Origin of the sequence: Streptomyces sp. NPDC058240, assembly GCF_042882135.1 — a bacterium.
In the GTDB taxonomy this organism is placed as follows: domain Bacteria; phylum Actinomycetota; class Actinomycetes; order Streptomycetales; family Streptomycetaceae; genus Streptomyces.
In genome coordinates this window covers 262,976-278,011 of the sequence record NZ_JBHVWT010000007.1, presented here as the reverse complement: position 1 = coordinate 278,011, position 15,036 = coordinate 262,976, and the positions used below count along the sequence as shown (strand labels likewise).

The window sequence follows — 15,036 nt, the reverse complement described above, 5'->3', positions numbered from 1 at the left end:
GCCGGACTACATGGTGCCGTCCGCGTTCGTCCTCCTCGACGCGCTCCCGCTGACCGTCAACGGCAAACTCGACCGCAAAGCCCTCCCCGAACCCGGCCTCGACCTGCCCGCAGCCGGCCGTGGCCCGCGTTCCGCCCAGGAGGAAGTGCTCTGCGGGCTCTTCGCCGAAGTACTCAAGGTGGACCGGGTGGGCATCGACGACAGCTTCTTCGAGCTGGGCGGCGACAGCATCACGTCCATCCAGCTCGTCAGCCGGATCCGCTCGGTCCTGGGCGTCAAGCTCAGCAACCGCGGCATCTTCGAGACACCGACGGTGGCGCAGCTGACCGACAAGCTCGGCACCGGTTCGGACAGCGACGGCTTCGAAGTGCTGTTGCCGCTGCGTACCGGCGGCGAGCGCGCCCCCCTCTTCTGCGTCCACGGCGCGGGCGGGCTGAGCTGGCCGTACTCCTCGCTGCTGAAGCACATCAGGGCCGAGTACCCGCTGTACGGACTCCAGGCCCGAGGCCTCGACGGCAAGGAGCCGATCGCGACGAGCGTCGAGGAGATGGCCGCCGACTACGTCGAGCAGATCCGCAAGGTCCAGCCGGCCGGCCCGTACCACCTCATCGGCTGGTCCTTCGGAGCCCTGGTGGCACACGAGATCGCCACCCTGCTGACCGAGGCGGGGGAGAAGGTCGCACTCCTCGTGAACCTGGACCAGACACCGTACGACGAGTCGTGGGAGGACGACGACTACGCCCTCCCCACGGAGCGGGACGTGCTCGAAACCCTTCTCGACTTCGTCGGCTACGACCTGGCAGACCTTCCCGAGGGGCCGCTGGAGCACCAGCGGGTGATGGAGATCATCCGCAGTCGGGACAGCGCGCTCGGCAGCCTGGAGGAGGGCCGCATCACCGCCTTCATGAAGGCCGGGATCAACAACCACGAGCTGAGCGCCGGATACCGGCCCCGGCGCTTCGACGGCGAACTGCTGCTGTTCGTCTCCACGGTCGGAACGGACGACCCCGTACGCAAGACGGCGGACTCGGTGGCCGCATGGCAGCCGCATGTGGCCGGTGCCGTCACCACCCATCCGGTGGCCGCGCACCACGGACACCTGCTTCAGCCGGAGCCCGCGGCCGAGATCGGCCGGGTCGTCCTGGCGATTCTCGCCGAGCTGCAAGCGGCTCCCACCACCTGATCACCTTCCTGAACTTCCCCGTATTCCCACACCAGTTGAGCAAAGGAGCAGCCGTCATGGAAACGGCAATCTCGGCGGAGGGTCTCCGCAAGCGCTACGGCGACCACCAGGCGCTGAGCGGCATCGACCTCTCCGTACCCGCGGGCACCATCCTCGGCGTCCTCGGACCCAACGGAGCCGGCAAGACCACGACCGTACGGATTCTCGCCACGCTCCTGGAGCCGGACGAGGGGCGCGCCACCGTGGCCGGGTACGACCTGGCGACCCAGGCCCGCGAAGTGCGCGCCCACATCGGGCTGGCCGGCCAGTACGCGGCGGTGGACGAGCGGCTCACCGGGCGCGAGAACCTCCAGCTGATCGGGGTGCTGCTGCACATCGGACGGCGCGGGGCCAAGGTCCGTGCCAATGAACTCCTCGAACAGTTCGGGCTCGTGGACGCCGCCGACCGGCCGGCGAAGACGTACTCCGGCGGTATGCGCCGCCGCCTCGACCTCGCCGCGAGCCTGGTCGCCCGGCCGCCGGTGCTCTTCCTCGACGAACCGACGACCGGTCTGGACCTCACCAGCAGGCAGACCCTCTGGCAGATGGTCCGGGACCAGGTGGCCGAGGGCGTGACCGTGCTGCTGACCACCCAGTATCTGGAGGAGGCCGACCAACTGGCCGACCGGATCGCGGTCATCGACCAGGGCACTGTGATCGCGGAGGGCACTCCCGACCAGCTCAAGCGCAAGGTCGGCGGCGAGCGGCTGGAGGTGTCGGTGGCCTCCGTCGCCGATCTGGCGGCCGTGGCCCGGACGCTGTCCGACGTCTCGCCCGGGGAACCGGTCACGGACCGGGAGACCCGTACCGTCTCCGTACCGCTGACCGGCGGTGTGAGCACCATCGCCGCGGCTGCGAGCGGTCTCCAGCGGCTCGGGATCGAGCCCGAGGACTTCGCCGTACGCCGTTCCTCGCTCGACGACGTGTTCCTCGCCCTGACCGGGAAGCAGGGCCGGACCGAGCCCGCGTCGGATCCGGACGCGAGCGGAACCGCCACCACGACCAAGGAGAAGCAGCCGGCATGACCGAGGCAATCAGCGACTCGTTCGCACTCGTGGGCCGACAGATGCGGCACATCCGCCGGATGCCGGAACAACTGCTCGGCATCACCGTGATGCCGGTGGCGTTCGTCATCGTCTTCGGCTACCTCTTCGGCAGCGCCATGCAGGTGCCCGGCGAGGGCGGCTACAAGGAATACATCATGGCCGGCATCTTCGCGCAGGTGATGCTCACCAACATCACCACGACCGCGGTCGGCGTGGTGGGCGATCTCAACAACGGTCTGGTGGACCGGTTCCGTGCGCTGCCCATCTCCCGGTCCTCCGTCCTGGTGGGACGGACCGTGGCGGACGGCGTGCTCGTCGCCTGGACCTGTGCCGTGATGGCACTGGTCGGGTACTTCATCGGCTGGCGCGCGCACAACGGCGTGCTCCAGACGCTGGCCGGCTTCGGACTGCTGCTCATGATGGGCTTCGCGATGTCCTGGCTGGGCGCCCTGCTGGGGCTCGTGCTGCGCAATGTGGAGACCGTGAGCGCGGCGGCCGGCGTCATCATGATGCCGCTCGCGTTCCTGTCCAACGCGTTCGTGCCGCTGGACGGGCTGCCCGGCTGGATGCGGGTGATCGCCGAGTGGAACCCGGTCAGCGCGGTCGTCTCCGCGAGCCGGGACCTGTTCGGCAACGAACGGGGCGCCACCAGCGGGGCGTTCCCCGCGGAGCATCCCATCCCCGCCGCGCTGGCGGTCCTCGTGATCCTGATCGCCGTGGTGGTGCCGCTGGCCGGACGGGCGTACCAGAAGGCGGCCGCACAGCGCTGACGGTCACCCGCCACCGCTCAGCGTCTCGGGCTGATCATCATGAAGAGCACCCGCAGTACCAGCACGCAGCTGATGAGCAGGAGGTTGTAGCCGAAGAGTTCGAAGAGCCCCAGACCGTCACTGATCCGGGGTCCGCCGCTGGTCCGCAGCAGCTGCACACCCACCAGACCTATCACACCGCCCAGGAACGCCAGCAGTACCTCATGCACCAGCGAACGCAGGAATCTGCGGTCCTGCGGATCCTGGAACATCCGTACACCGACGGTGAGTTGACCGCCCTCGATGGCACTGCCGATCCGTTCGACCCGGCGCGGCAGCCTGCGCAGCATCGGAACCATGGCGAGCAATTCCTCGGTCACCGAACGTCCCAGCATCTCGGGCCGCAGCTTCCGCAGATGCTGGGTGACGGCGAAGGAGCGGGCCCGGGTGACGATGTCGAAGTCCGGGACGAGCCGTTCCAGGGAGCCCTCCATGGTGGCCAGTGCCCGGAACACGGCCGCTATCTCCGGCGGCACACTGATCCCGTACCGCGACACGATGGTGAAGAGGTCCGCGAACATCTCCCGGTCCGGTTTGACACCGGGCGCGAAATGCCTGGCCAGGAACCCTCCGAGCGCCCGCTCCAGCTTCCGCTCGTCGACCAGTTCGGGGTGGGCCACCAGCTCCAGCAGCGCATCGGAGAGGCCGGCCGGATCGCCGCGGTGCAGGGCGAGCAGCATGCTGCGCAGTGTGGAGCGGAGCGACCGGTCGATACGCCCCACCGAGCCGAAGTCGAGCATGCCGAGCCGCCCGTCCGCGAGCAGCAGCAGATTGCCGGGATGGGGATCGGCGTGGAAGACCCCGCTCGTCATGATCTGTCCCAGCAGGCACTCCAGCATCGCCTGGGCCAGGGCGTCCCGGTCCAGTCCGCGTTCGTCGAGGATGCCCGAGACGCTGTGCAGCGGGACGCCCTCCATCCACTCGGTGACCAGGATGCGGCGACTGCTGAGGTCCAGGTGCACCTCGGGCACCTGGATCACGGACTCACCGGTGGACTGTTCGATGGCGGCCGCCACCGAGAGGGTGTTGCGCGCCTCGATGCGGAAGTCGAGCTCCTCGTGGAGCGAGGTCGCGAACCCCTCGGCGAGCGCCCCGGCCCCCACACTGCGGCCCCATTCGGTGTGGTGTTCCAGCTTCGCCGCGAACCGGTACAGGATGTCCAGGTCGTCCACGACGATCGCCCGCGCCTCCGGCCGCTGCACCTTCACGGCGACCTGCTCACCGCTGTGCAGCCTGGCACGGTGCACCTGCGCGATCGAGCCGGCCGCGATCGGCTTGGGCTCGAACTCGGCGAACACCTCGGCGGTCGGTGCGCCCAGTTCTTCCTGGAGCACCTGCTCGATGGCTTCCCACGGCTCGGCCGTCGCCTGGTCCTGCAGGGTGCTGAGTTCGTCGATGAACTCCTGCGGCAGCAGGTCGTAGCGTGTGGACATCACCTGGCCCAGCTTCACGAACGTCACCCCGGCCTCCTCCAGCGCGAGCCTGAGGGACGGGGCGAGCACGGCGCGTTCGGCGGGTGCGCGGCGGGACCTGCCGCTGAGGAACCGGCCCAGTCCGTGACGTACGAAGATCCGGCTCAGCCGTGCGTACCGGCGGGTCCGGGCGAAACGGCGGCGCAGCGCCTTCGGGAATCCCACCAGGCCGCGCACGGTGCCGGAAGGGATCAGCACTTCGGTGGCGGCGAGGAAGACCATGGCCACCAGCAGCGAGACACCGATCTCCAGGGTGAGCAGGGCCAGGGGCTGCACATCGCGCAGGGGTAACCCGACGAGGGTGCCGGCGCCGATACCGACGGCCGCGGTGAGCGCGGCGCGGCCCTTGCCGATCTCGACGCCGAGCAGCCGCCGGGCGCCCGAGGCGAGTCCGGCGAGCAGTGCGGTGAGGGAGAGCGCGGCCAGGAGGACGAGTACTGCTGTGTTCATCGCTGACGCCTTCGCCGCAGGTAGTAGGAGACCGTGACGACACCGAGCAGCGGGCCCCACAGCAGCAGGGGCGCATAGCACCAGCCCATCACGCTGCGGTGGGCATCGTCGAGGCTGCCGCTGTCGACCTTGTCCCACGCGAGGTACTGACTGAACGTCACCACGGTCAGGATCAGTGCGCCGAGAGCCGCGGGAACGACGGCCGCCCAGGTCCGGACCGGCCTGCCCCCGATGAACGGCAGCCAACGCGGGGCTACCAGGCCCCAGTTGCTGACCAGGCCGAGGGTGAGCAGCGCCGCCAGTTCCTGAAGGACCGTGATGAGGGGCAGGACGAAATAGCCGCTGCCGGGCAGGCCGTAGTCGGTGCGCAGGACCGCGTCGCTGTATCCGACCGGCACACCGACGGTCATGGCCAGGCGCCACAGCGAGGAGGGCAGGGCGATCAGGGGGACGGCGTGGGCCGTCCAGCGCATCCACCGGGACGGAGGGGGTGTGGACAGCGCCGTCGAGCGGCGGGAGTCGCGACTGACTTCAGTGGTCATGGTCTTCAGGCTGCCAATCTTCTTGTATGCGGCACAACCAAGCAAAGCCCGACACCCCCGTGCCGCCGTGGTGAGCGGCGCGGGGGTGCCGGGAAGGTGTTGTTCCTACCGTCAAGTCGCCGATCCTGCACCGGCGTTCACGGTCTCGTGGGGCTCCTCGGGGGACGGGTCGCGGTGGTCTTCGCCCTCTCCGACGGGTGTGTTCCGGTTGCCCGGCCACCAGGCCCGCCGGCCCAGCAGCGTCGTCACGGCGGGCACCAGCAGCAGCGCCATCACGAAGGCGGTCAGCAGGATGCCGAACGCCACGGCGAAGCCCATCTGCTGCAGCATGCTGTTCTTGGCGAGCAGCAGCACTCCGAAGGTGCCCGCGAGGATGAAGGCCGCCGCCCCGACGGTCGATGCGGTGCGGGTGATCGCCTCCCGCACGGCCTCCGCCGGGCTTCTGCCGCGCCTGGTCTCCTCGCGGAGCCGGGCCGCCATCAGGATGTTGTAGTCGGTGCCGATCGCGACGACGAAGAGATACACGATCACGGGCAGGGTGAAGAGCAGGCCCTGCTCGCCCCTGATGTCCTGGAACAGCCACACCGTGGAGCCGAGCGTTGCTCCGAAGCCGAGTCCCACCGCGAGCATCAGGTACCAGGGGGCGACGACGCTGCGCAGCAGCAGCCCGAGAATCACCATGATCGCGATTCCGGCGACCGGGAAGACCAGTGAGTAGTCGCGGTTCGTGGCGTGCTGGATGTCGGCGAGTACGGCCGAGGTGCCGCCGACGAGCGCCCGGGTGCCGTCCGGTGCGGCATGATGGGCGGCGTCGCGAAGCGGTCCCGAGACCAGCTCGATGGCCCGGTCGCCGGCGGGCTTCTCCCGCAGCACCACGCCGAACTGGGCCACGTCGCCCTTGGGGCTGATGGTGGCGGGCGTGACCTGTCCGAGCTTGGCCGCGGTCAGCCTCTGCCGGTACGCGTCGAGGTCGGCCTGCTTCAGCCGGGCGCCGTTCTCCGCCTCGACGAGCACCCAGGTCGGATCGGTCTGCCCGGCGGCGAAGCCGCGCTGCAGATCCTCACCGGCGCGTACGGACTCCAGGTCCTTCGGGAGCGAACTCTCGCTGTCGAACGCCGGGTTGAAGCTGAACGCACCGACGGCCAGGACCGCCAGCAGCCCGCCCGAGACGGCGGCGACGACGCCGGGGCGTCGTGCGGTGAGCGCACCGACCCGGCCCGCGAGCCCGTGACCGGGCTGCTTGCGCCAGGACTTGGACGGCCAGAACGCCTTGCGGCCGAGCAGGGAGAAGACCGCCGGGACCAGGGTCAGTGCCGCCGCCAGGGTGACCGCCACCGAGATCGCCAGGGCGGGACCCATGGCGCGCAGCATGCCGAGGCTGGACAGCAGGAGGGCGAGGAAGGCGACGATCACCGCTCCGGCGGCGGAGGCAATGGTCTCGCCGACGCGACCGACCGCCTCGCTCATGGCCGGCTTGGGGTCGTGGCCTTCCCGGAGCAGTTCCCGGTACCGGAAGAGCAGAAAGAGGATGTAGTCGGTGCCGACACCGAACAGCACGACGATCAGAATGGCGGTGATCGAACTGTCGGCCTGCAGCCCGCCGAGTTCCGCGGCGGTCGAGATCAGCCCGGTCGCGACCATGAAGGTGAGCGCGATGATCAGTACCGGAAGGATGGCGATGAGCGGGCTGCGGAAGATGATCAGCAGCAGCACAATGATCAGGATCAGGGTGGCCTGCATGATCATGGCATCGGTGTCACCGGCCGATTCCTGGGAATCCAGCGCGGTGGCGGCGGCTCCGGTAATACCCGCCTTGAGCTCCGTCCCGGCCAGCAGTTCCTTGACGTCGGTCCGGATTTCCTTTACGGATTCCGACACCTTCACGTCGTACGGGTCCTTGACCGTGGCAAAAATACTGGCCAGTGCTATTCGGCCATTGGGGGAGACCGACTGCGGATTGGTCTCCACGGACTTGATCCGGTCGAGCTTCCTGTCCTGGAGCCCCGCGACGACCTTGCCCAGGTCGGTCTTGTCGGCAGCGGTGAGCTTCCCGCCGTCGGACCGCTGGAACACCGCCACCGCCGCCGGTGTCTCCTGCTGCGGGAACGCCTTCTCCTGAAGGCGGCTCACCTGCACGGATTCATAGTGGGGCGGCAGGAACTCCGCCTGGTCGGTGGTGGCCTTCAGTTGTGGGGCGAGGAGCCCCAGCGCCACGGCGGCGATGATCCAGGCGAGGATGGTGAGCCAGGGGCGGCGCACGGCCAGCCGCCCGATCCCTCCGAACATGGGACTCCTTCTACGGGTTTCTGGTGGGGGGAAACGATCTCCGCGAGTGTAAGGAGACCGCACCCCCGGAAGCCCGTGGGATGTCAGGTTGCTGCCAGGCCTTCCCGTAGCCCTTCGAACGCATGGTGTGCATGCCGACGTCAATTCGACGACGGGAATATGCGGCAGTGGCCGGACCCTTGCCCCGGGATCCGGCCACCGCCGTCACGCTCTCTGTCCGGAACTCATCGCCGGACGGCTCTCAGGAGCAGCCCCGCTGCAGATTCCAGCCGATGAAGCTGTGCTTCAGCTCCACGTCGAAACGACAGGAAGCGGTGCCGTCGGCATTCAGATCCACATAGGAATGATGCTTGTTCGCGTACCAGTCGCCGGACGTGTCGAAGACGCCCTTGTACGAGAATTCGGCATGCGCCTCATTGTGGGAGACGGCGCAGTCGGTGAGGCAGTCGGCGTTCTTGCTCGACGATTCCAGCGACCAGCCCGCGTCCCAGGGCTCACGGTTCCATTCCTGGCGCGCCTCGGTGGCCGCGGTGGTGACGCGGTTGCCGTCGGTGTCCCAGGTGGATGTCGTGTAGAGGCCGGTCATCCGGATGTTGCAGCAGTCGTACATCTCGGACCAGCTCTTCAGCTGCCGGGTGCCCGCGGCCTTCGCGTCGGCTGCCGCGGTTCCGGCCCCGCCGCCCGTGTCCGCGCCCACCGCGGCGACCAGTCGGGCGGGCCCCAGCTTCGGCTTGCAGTCGGCGCCTATGGTGACCTGCTGCCGCACGGCCATGCCGGCCGGTGGCGCGGGCAGCGAACCCGACAGCTTCACATCCGTGCAGGCCTGCCCGGCTCCGTCGGGTTCCGGCGCGTCGCCCGCGGCGGCGGTGGCCGGTACGGCCGACAGGGAGAGCAGACCGGCCGCTGCCGTCGCGGCCATGGCGATTCGGATACGCAATTCTCCAGCCCTTCTTGGCATTTCAAGTGATTCCGCACGGAGCGTAACGGGGCCTCTCAAGGTGTGAGACGGAATCGGAGAGGTTGGCAGGAAGCTGACAATTCACTGTCGCCGGGCGCGTCGCATACGTAGTGGCACCTTCATGTCAGCGCCATTGTCCGGAAGTCGGGGGCGACGGGAGAGTGGCGGTCGATATTCGTCGAATGAATGAGTCAACACCGGTGCGACTGAGGGGTTTCCTCGTGGGCGTAAATCAAATGTGTGAGGACCCGATATCCGCGCCGGGGCGACCGGCCGGGATTCTCGGCCAACTTGGCCTGGACCAGGCGGAGTTCGAGACAGGAATGCATGAGGCGCTGGCTGTCGCGGAGAAGTGGCTCCAGGACTGCGCCCACGACGCCCCCGATCCCCGGATCGCCGCACTCACCGGCCATCTCGCGGCGGCCGGAGGTAAACGGCTCCGGCCGCTGCTGGTGCTGCTCGGTGCCGAGTTCGGCGACCCGTGGCAGGACGGCGTCATCCAGGCCGCCGTCATCGCGGAGCTGGTCCACATCTCCTCGCTGTACCACGACGACATCATGGACGGGGCCGCCACCCGGCACGGAGTCGTCAGCGCCAACGCGCGCTGGGGCGACCGGGCCGCCGTGCTCGGCGGCGACTGGCTGCTCGCCCGCGCCGCCCGGCTCGCCGCCGGCCTCGTTCCCGCCGCGATAGACCTCAACGCCCGGACCGCCGACCGGCTGGTCTCGGGGCAGCTGTGCGAACTGACCGGGCCCGCCCCCGGTGAGGACCCCGTGGCCCATTACTTCGAGGTGACCGCGGGCAAGACGGCCGCCCTGCTCGCCATGTCGCTGGGGATCGGGGCCCTGCAGGCCGGCGCGCCCGCCTCGCAGGTGGCGGCACTGATCGGATACGGCGAACAGCTCGGCATCGCCTTCCAGATCGCCGACGACCTGCTCGACCTCAGCGCCCCGGCCGAACTGACCGGCAAGGAGCAGGGCAAGGACCTGCTGGCCGGAGTGCCCAGCCTTCCCGTACTGCTGGTGCGGGCGGGTGACGACACGGCCGACGGCGAGCTGCGCGCCCTGCTCGCCGACGGTGCCGGAGCCCCGCCCGCCGCGCACCGCCGCGCACTGGAACTGTTCCGCCGCTCACCGGTGACGGCGGAGGCCGAAGAGCTGATGCACCGGCGCCTGGAGCGGGCCCGCGCCTGCCTCGGTGAGCTGCCGCCGCTGCCCGCGCGCCGCGCACTCACCGCACTCTGCGACTTCGTCGCCCGCAGGACCGCCTGAGAGGCTTTCGGGTGACCTCGGAACCGTCCTGCGAACCGGCTGACACAGTAAAGGAGTTGGTCATGTCGATGAACGAGCGGATCGGCGAACTGGCGCGAATCCGTCAGGAGGTCCTCCAGGGGGTGCCCGCGGCGACCGAGGCGCAGCACGCCAAGGGCAAGCTGACGGCGCGTGAGCGCATCGCGCTGCTCCTCGACGAGGGTTCGTTCCATGAGGTCGAGCAGCTGCGCCGGCACCGGGCGACCGGCTTCGGCCTGGAGGAGAAGAAGCCGTACACCGACGGTGTCATCACCGGCTGGGGCACGGTCGACGGCCGTACGGTCTTCGTCTACGCGCACGACTTCCGGATCTTCGGCGGTGCGCTGGGCGAGGCCCATGCCACGAAGATCCACAAGATCATGGACATGGCCATCTCGGCCGGTGCCCCGCTGGTGTCGCTGAACGACGGCGCGGGCGCCCGTATCCAGGAGGGCGTCTCCGCGCTCGCCGGGTACGGCGGGATCTTCCAGCGCAACACCCGGGCCTCCGGTGTCATCCCGCAGATCAGCGTGATGCTCGGCCCGTGCGCGGGCGGCGCGGCCTACTCCCCGGCGCTGACCGACTTCGTGTTCATGGTCCGCGAGACCTCGCAGATGTTCATCACCGGACCGGACGTCGTCAAGGCGGTCACCGGCGAGGAGATCACCCAGAACGGGCTCGGCGGCGCCGATGTGCACGCCGAGACCTCGGGCGTCGCGCACTTCGCCTACGACGACGAGGAGACCTGCATCGCCGAGGTCCGCTATCTCCTCTCCATGCTGCCCTCCAACAACCGGGGGACACCGCCCCGTTCCGTCTCGGCGGACCCGGCCGACCGGCGATGCGAGGCACTGCGCGACATGGTCCCGCTGGACGGCAGCCGACCGTACGACATGCGTCGGGTCATCGAGGAACTCGTCGACGACGGCGAGTACATGGAGGTCCACGAGCGCTGGGCCACCAGCGTCCTGACCGCCCTTGCCCGCCTCGACGGCCAGGTGGTCGGCATCGTCGCCAGCCAGCCGCAGTCGTTCGCAGGGGTGCTCGACATCCACTCCTCCGAGAAGGCGGCGCGCTTCGTGCAGATGTGCGACGCCTTCAGCATCCCGCTGGTCACCCTCGTCGATGTGCCGGGCTTCCTCCCGGGCGTCGACCAGGAGCACGGCGGGATCATCCGGCACGGCGCGAAGCTGCTGTACGCGTACTGCAACGCCACCGTCCCCCGGGTGCAGGTGATCCTGCGCAAGGCGTACGGCGGCGCCTACATCGTCATGGACTCCCGCTCCATCGGCGCCGATGTCTCGCTCGCCTGGCCGGCCAACGAGATCGCCGTGATGGGCGCCGAGGGCGCCGCCAATGTGGTCTTCCGACGCCGGATCCAGGCCGCGGACGACCCGGACGCGATGCGCGGGCAGCTGGTCAAGGAGTACAAGGCCGAGCTGATGCACCCCTACTACGCGGCCGAACGCGGTCTGGTCGACGACGTCATCGATCCCGCCGACACCCGCCACGTCCTGATCGACGCGCTCTCCATGCTCGGCTCCAAGCACGCCCCGTTGCCCGCCCGCAAGCACGGAAACCCCCCTGCGTGAGGAGACACCATGTCCGTACCGGCACTCGAAGGGCCGCTCGGCTCCGCCCTGTTCAAGGTGATCAAGGGCGCCCCCACCCCTGAGGAGCTGGCGGCCGTCACCGCCCTGCTCACCGCACTGTCCACGGCCGGTCGCGGGAACACGGACACGGCACGGGAGACCGCACCGGTCGCCGTCTGGGACCGGCCCGATGCCTTCCCGCCCGCCTCCTGGATGGCCAGAGCCTGAAATGACACCCGGCGCTCCGGGCTCCCACGGCTCTGGCAGCTTTCTGCCGTCGTCGTTGCGGGGCCCGGCGCCGCCCTGGTAATCAGTCTCAAAGCGGCGAACCCGGTCGTACAGGTACGGCTGCGGCCGAAATCAGGAGGCAGCTCGTGCTTCAGGTGGTGTTCCGGATCCTGGGGCCGTTGGACATCAGCGCCGACGGGCGGCCCGTCGTTCTCCAGGGCGCCCGTCAGCGCACGATCATGTCGATGCTGCTCCTCGCCCCCAACCGGGTGGTATCGGTGGACACGCTCGCCGACGCCGTCTGGCACGGCAACCCGCCCGCCACCGCCCGCAACCAGATCGCCATCTGCGTCTCGGCCCTGCGCAAGACCATCAAGACCGCGGTCGGCGTCGAGGACATCCTGGTCACCAGCCACCCCGGCTACATGCTCTTCGCCGGCGAACACCGCATCGACGCCGTCGAGTTCGAGGACCGTGCCGCCAAGGGACGGGAGGCCGCCCGCCGCGGCCGGTCCGAGGAGGCGTGCGCCCACTTCGAGGAGGCCCTCGCCATGTGGCGCGGCCCCGCACTCGAAGGCATCTCCGCCGAGCGCGTCGAGTCCGAGGCGGCCCAGCTGACCGGGATGCGCCTCGATGTGTACGAGGAGTACGCCGGGCTCCGCCTGGAACTCGGCCAGCACCGCGAAATGACCGGCGAGCTGAGCGCGTTCGTCCGCGAACACCCGCTCCGGGAGCAGGCCACCGGGCATCTGATGCTCGCCCAGTACCGTTCGGGCCGCCGCGCCGAAGCCCTGGAGACCTACCGCGACGCCCAGCGGCTGCTCGCCGAGGAGCTCGGCATCGACCCCGGCCCGGCGCTGCAGGAGCTGCACGAGGAGATCCTCGCCGACTCCCCGGAACTCGGCCTGCCCGCAGAGGCCGTCGGCCTCGCACCCCAGACCACCGTGCCCGCCCATCTCCCGCCCAGCGCCGCCTCGTTCACCGGACGTCATCCCGAACTCGCCTCGCTGGACCGGCTCCTCGACCATCTCGACGGCGGCGCGCTCCCGGTCGGGTCCATCACGGGCACCGGTGGCGTCGGCAAGACGGCCCTCGCCGTGCACTGGGCCCACCAGGTCGTCGCCCGGTTCCCGGACGGCCAGCTCTTCGCGGACATGCGCGGCTACGACGAGGCGGAGGCGCCCCGCAGGCCCGGAGCCGTACTCGACCGATTCCTGCGCGCCCTGGGCGTACCCGGACCACAGATCCCCGCGGACCAGAACGAGCGCACAGCCCTCTTCCGCAGTGTCCTGGGCGGCCGCCGGGTTCTCGTCGTCCTCGACAACGCCCGCTCCTTCCAGCAGATACGCCCCCTGCTGCCGGGCACCGGACGCTGCTGCGTCCTGGTCACCAGCCGCGACACGATGGGCGGCGCACTCGCCGGTGACTACGCCTTCGTGCCGCTGCACCTCGGCTCGCTGGAACAGGACGAGTCGATCGCCCTGCTCTCCCGGGTCGCCGGCGACGAACGCTTCGGCGCCGACCCGGTCGGTGCCGCCCGGCTCAGCGCGCTCTGCGACCGGCTTCCGCTGGCCCTGCGGATCGCGGCCGCGCGGCTCGCCGCCAAACCCCACTGGTCCGTACGGACCCTGGTGGCCCGGCTGGAGGACCAGCACCGCAGGCTCGACGAGCTCAGCCTGGACGAGCGCGGAGTCCGGGCCGGACTGCGGCTCAGCTACCGGGATCTCCCGGCCGATGCCGCACGGATGTTCCGGCGGCTCGGTGTCCTCAACGTCCCCGACTTCTCCGCCTGGGCCGGGGCCGCGCTCCTCGACATCGACCCCGTCGACGCCGAGGACCTGATCGAGCAGCTCGTCGACGCCCAGCTGCTCGAACCGCTCAGCGCCACCACCGGCCATGTCCGCTACCGGTTCCAGGACCTGCTGAGGCTGTTCGCGCGCGAGTGCGCAGGGGCCGAGGACAGCGAGGTGGAACTGCGGTCCGCCACCCGGCGCGCCTGTGCCGCCTGGCTCGCGCTGGCCGGAGAGGCCCATCGGCGGGTCTACGGCGGCGACTACACCGTCATCCACGGTCCCGCGCCGCTCCACCCGCTCCCCGGCCATCTGGTGGAGAGTCTGCTGGAGGACCCGATGGAGTGGTTCGAGACCGAACGCTCCTCGATCACCGGGCTGGTGGAGCAGGCCGCCCGGGACGACGAGTCCGCCTACGCCTGGGATCTGGCGATGACCAGCGTGACGCTCTTCCAGAACCGCAACTACCTGGAGGACTGGCGGGACTGCGGCGACCGGGCGCTGGAGGCCGCCGCCCGGACCGGGGACGCGCTGGGCGAGGCGGCGATGCTGCATTCGCTCGGCACCCTGGAGATCGTCGAGTGGGACTACGACTCCGCCCATCGACGCCTCAGCCTGGCCCTGCGGCTGTTCGAGGAGCAGGGCCAGGACCAGGGACGCGCCCTGGTCCTCCGGAACCTGGCGCTGTGCGAACGCCATCGCGGAGACATGGACCGTGCCAGGGAGATGGGACACCGCTCGCTGGAGATCTTCCGCGCGGTCGGTGACCACTACGCCGAGGCCCATGTGCTCGGGCTCCTGGCGCAGGTCGAACTGGAGCGGGGCGACCCGCAGGCGAGCCTGCGGCTGTCCTCCGAGGCGGTCGCCCGAAGCCGTGGTCTGGGGACCGAACGGGGCGAGGCGCAGAACACCGTCCGGCTGGCCGAGGCACTGATCCATCAGGGGGACGGGGAGCGGGCGGAGGAAGCCTGCCGACGCGCGCTGGAGCTGGTCCGCGGCAGCGGTGACCGCCGGGGTGAGGCGCATACGTTGCGCACGCTGGGCGAGGCCCTGTGGTGCCGGGGCAGGACCGAGGAGGCCGAGGCGGTTCTGCGGGATGCGCTGCTGACCTCGGCCAAGGTGCCCGACCGCTTTCTGGAGGGGCGGGCCGGGATCGTCCTCGGGTGCGTGCAGGCTCTGCACGCGGACCGGGCCGGGGCTGCCGGCAGCTTCAAGGCGGCGGAGGATCTCTTCGCCGAGGTCGGAGCGCCGGGCTGGCAGGACCGGTCCGCCCGGCTGCTGGCGGTGCTCGGCGACGGCGGGGAATTGGACTCGGACCGCTTGTTCGCGCTCGTACGGCCCTGAGGGGCCCG

11 protein-coding genes are annotated in these 15,036 nt (G+C 69.9%); 7 read left to right on the top strand and 4 right to left on the bottom strand.

What is annotated here, in order from left to right:
- From ACFVX4_RS16270 to ACFVX4_RS16260, 3 genes are all read left to right on the top strand, one after another.
- On the top strand, positions 1-1,183 hold a 1,183-nt coding region (locus ACFVX4_RS16270), incomplete at its 5' end, for an alpha/beta fold hydrolase (protein ID WP_389977024.1).
- Positions 1,184-1,239: 56 nt separating this feature from the next.
- Positions 1,240-2,247, top strand: a complete 1,008-nt coding sequence (locus ACFVX4_RS16265) for an ATP-binding cassette domain-containing protein (protein WP_389977021.1) — start codon at positions 1,240-1,242, stop codon at positions 2,245-2,247.
- Positions 2,244-3,038: an ABC transporter permease gene (locus tag ACFVX4_RS16260; protein WP_389977018.1), complete on the top strand. Its 795-nt coding sequence runs from the start codon at positions 2,244-2,246 to the stop codon at positions 3,036-3,038. Before ACFVX4_RS16265 ends, ACFVX4_RS16260 begins: the two co-directional genes overlap by 4 nt.
- Positions 3,039-3,055: 17 nt before the next feature.
- Here ACFVX4_RS16260 and ACFVX4_RS16255 read toward each other — a convergent pair whose 3' ends face one another.
- The 4 genes from ACFVX4_RS16255 to ACFVX4_RS16240 all read right to left on the bottom strand — a co-directional run bounded on the left by ACFVX4_RS16255 (position 3,056) and on the right by ACFVX4_RS16240 (position 8,746).
- Positions 3,056-4,999 (bottom strand): ABC1 kinase family protein, encoded by a 1,944-nt coding sequence (locus tag ACFVX4_RS16255; protein WP_389977015.1) that lies wholly within the window; start codon positions 4,997-4,999, stop codon positions 3,056-3,058.
- Positions 4,996-5,541 (bottom strand): hypothetical protein, encoded by a 546-nt coding sequence (locus tag ACFVX4_RS16250; protein ID WP_389977012.1) that lies wholly within the window; start codon positions 5,539-5,541, stop codon positions 4,996-4,998. Before ACFVX4_RS16250 ends, ACFVX4_RS16255 begins: the two co-directional genes overlap by 4 nt.
- A 111-nt stretch (positions 5,542-5,652) precedes the next feature.
- Entirely contained in the window at positions 5,653-7,827 is a 2,175-nt protein-coding gene (locus ACFVX4_RS16245) for an MMPL family transporter (RefSeq protein WP_389977009.1), read from the bottom strand.
- A gap of 241 nt (positions 7,828-8,068) precedes the next feature.
- A complete protein-coding gene (locus ACFVX4_RS16240; protein ID WP_389977006.1) occupies positions 8,069-8,746 on the bottom strand; it encodes a hypothetical protein in 678 nt (225 codons plus the stop codon).
- A 362-nt stretch (positions 8,747-9,108) separates the two neighbouring features.
- Between ACFVX4_RS16240 and ACFVX4_RS16235 the strand changes: the two genes are divergently transcribed.
- The 4 genes from ACFVX4_RS16235 to ACFVX4_RS16220 all read left to right on the top strand — a co-directional run bounded on the left by ACFVX4_RS16235 (position 9,109) and on the right by ACFVX4_RS16220 (position 15,028).
- On the top strand, positions 9,109-10,056 hold the full coding sequence (locus tag ACFVX4_RS16235; RefSeq protein WP_389977004.1) for a polyprenyl synthetase family protein: 948 nt from the start codon (positions 9,109-9,111) through the stop codon (positions 10,054-10,056).
- Between the two features lie 68 nt (positions 10,057-10,124).
- Positions 10,125-11,666 (top strand): acyl-CoA carboxylase subunit beta, encoded by a 1,542-nt coding sequence (locus tag ACFVX4_RS16230; RefSeq protein ID WP_389977055.1) that lies wholly within the window; start codon positions 10,125-10,127, stop codon positions 11,664-11,666.
- Positions 11,667-11,675: 9 nt separating this feature from the next.
- On the top strand, positions 11,676-11,894 hold the full coding sequence (locus ACFVX4_RS16225) for an acyl-CoA carboxylase subunit epsilon (RefSeq protein ID WP_389977000.1): 219 nt from the start codon (positions 11,676-11,678) through the stop codon (positions 11,892-11,894).
- A gap of 146 nt (positions 11,895-12,040) precedes the next feature.
- Positions 12,041-15,028 (top strand): BTAD domain-containing putative transcriptional regulator, encoded by a 2,988-nt coding sequence (locus ACFVX4_RS16220; RefSeq protein ID WP_389976997.1) that lies wholly within the window; start codon positions 12,041-12,043, stop codon positions 15,026-15,028.
- The last annotated feature ends 8 nt before the right edge of the window (positions 15,029-15,036 follow it).

Coding starts and splice junctions, on each gene's coding strand:
- ACFVX4_RS16250 (WP_389977012.1), bottom strand. CDS start 5,541: ATGACCACTGAAGTCAGTCGCGACTCCCGCCGCTCGACGGCGCTGTCC.
- ACFVX4_RS16265 (WP_389977021.1), top strand. CDS start 1,240: ATGGAAACGGCAATCTCGGCGGAGGGTCTCCGCAAGCGCTACGGCGAC.
- ACFVX4_RS16235 (WP_389977004.1), top strand. CDS start 9,109: ATGCATGAGGCGCTGGCTGTCGCGGAGAAGTGGCTCCAGGACTGCGCC.
- ACFVX4_RS16260 (WP_389977018.1), top strand. CDS start 2,244: ATGACCGAGGCAATCAGCGACTCGTTCGCACTCGTGGGCCGACAGATG.
- ACFVX4_RS16230 (WP_389977055.1), top strand. CDS start 10,125: ATGAACGAGCGGATCGGCGAACTGGCGCGAATCCGTCAGGAGGTCCTC.
- ACFVX4_RS16225 (WP_389977000.1), top strand. CDS start 11,676: ATGTCCGTACCGGCACTCGAAGGGCCGCTCGGCTCCGCCCTGTTCAAG.
- ACFVX4_RS16240 (WP_389977006.1), bottom strand. CDS start 8,746: ATGGCCGCGACGGCAGCGGCCGGTCTGCTCTCCCTGTCGGCCGTACCG.
- ACFVX4_RS16245 (WP_389977009.1), bottom strand. CDS start 7,827: ATGTTCGGAGGGATCGGGCGGCTGGCCGTGCGCCGCCCCTGGCTCACC.
- ACFVX4_RS16255 (WP_389977015.1), bottom strand. CDS start 4,999: ATGAACACAGCAGTACTCGTCCTCCTGGCCGCGCTCTCCCTCACCGCA.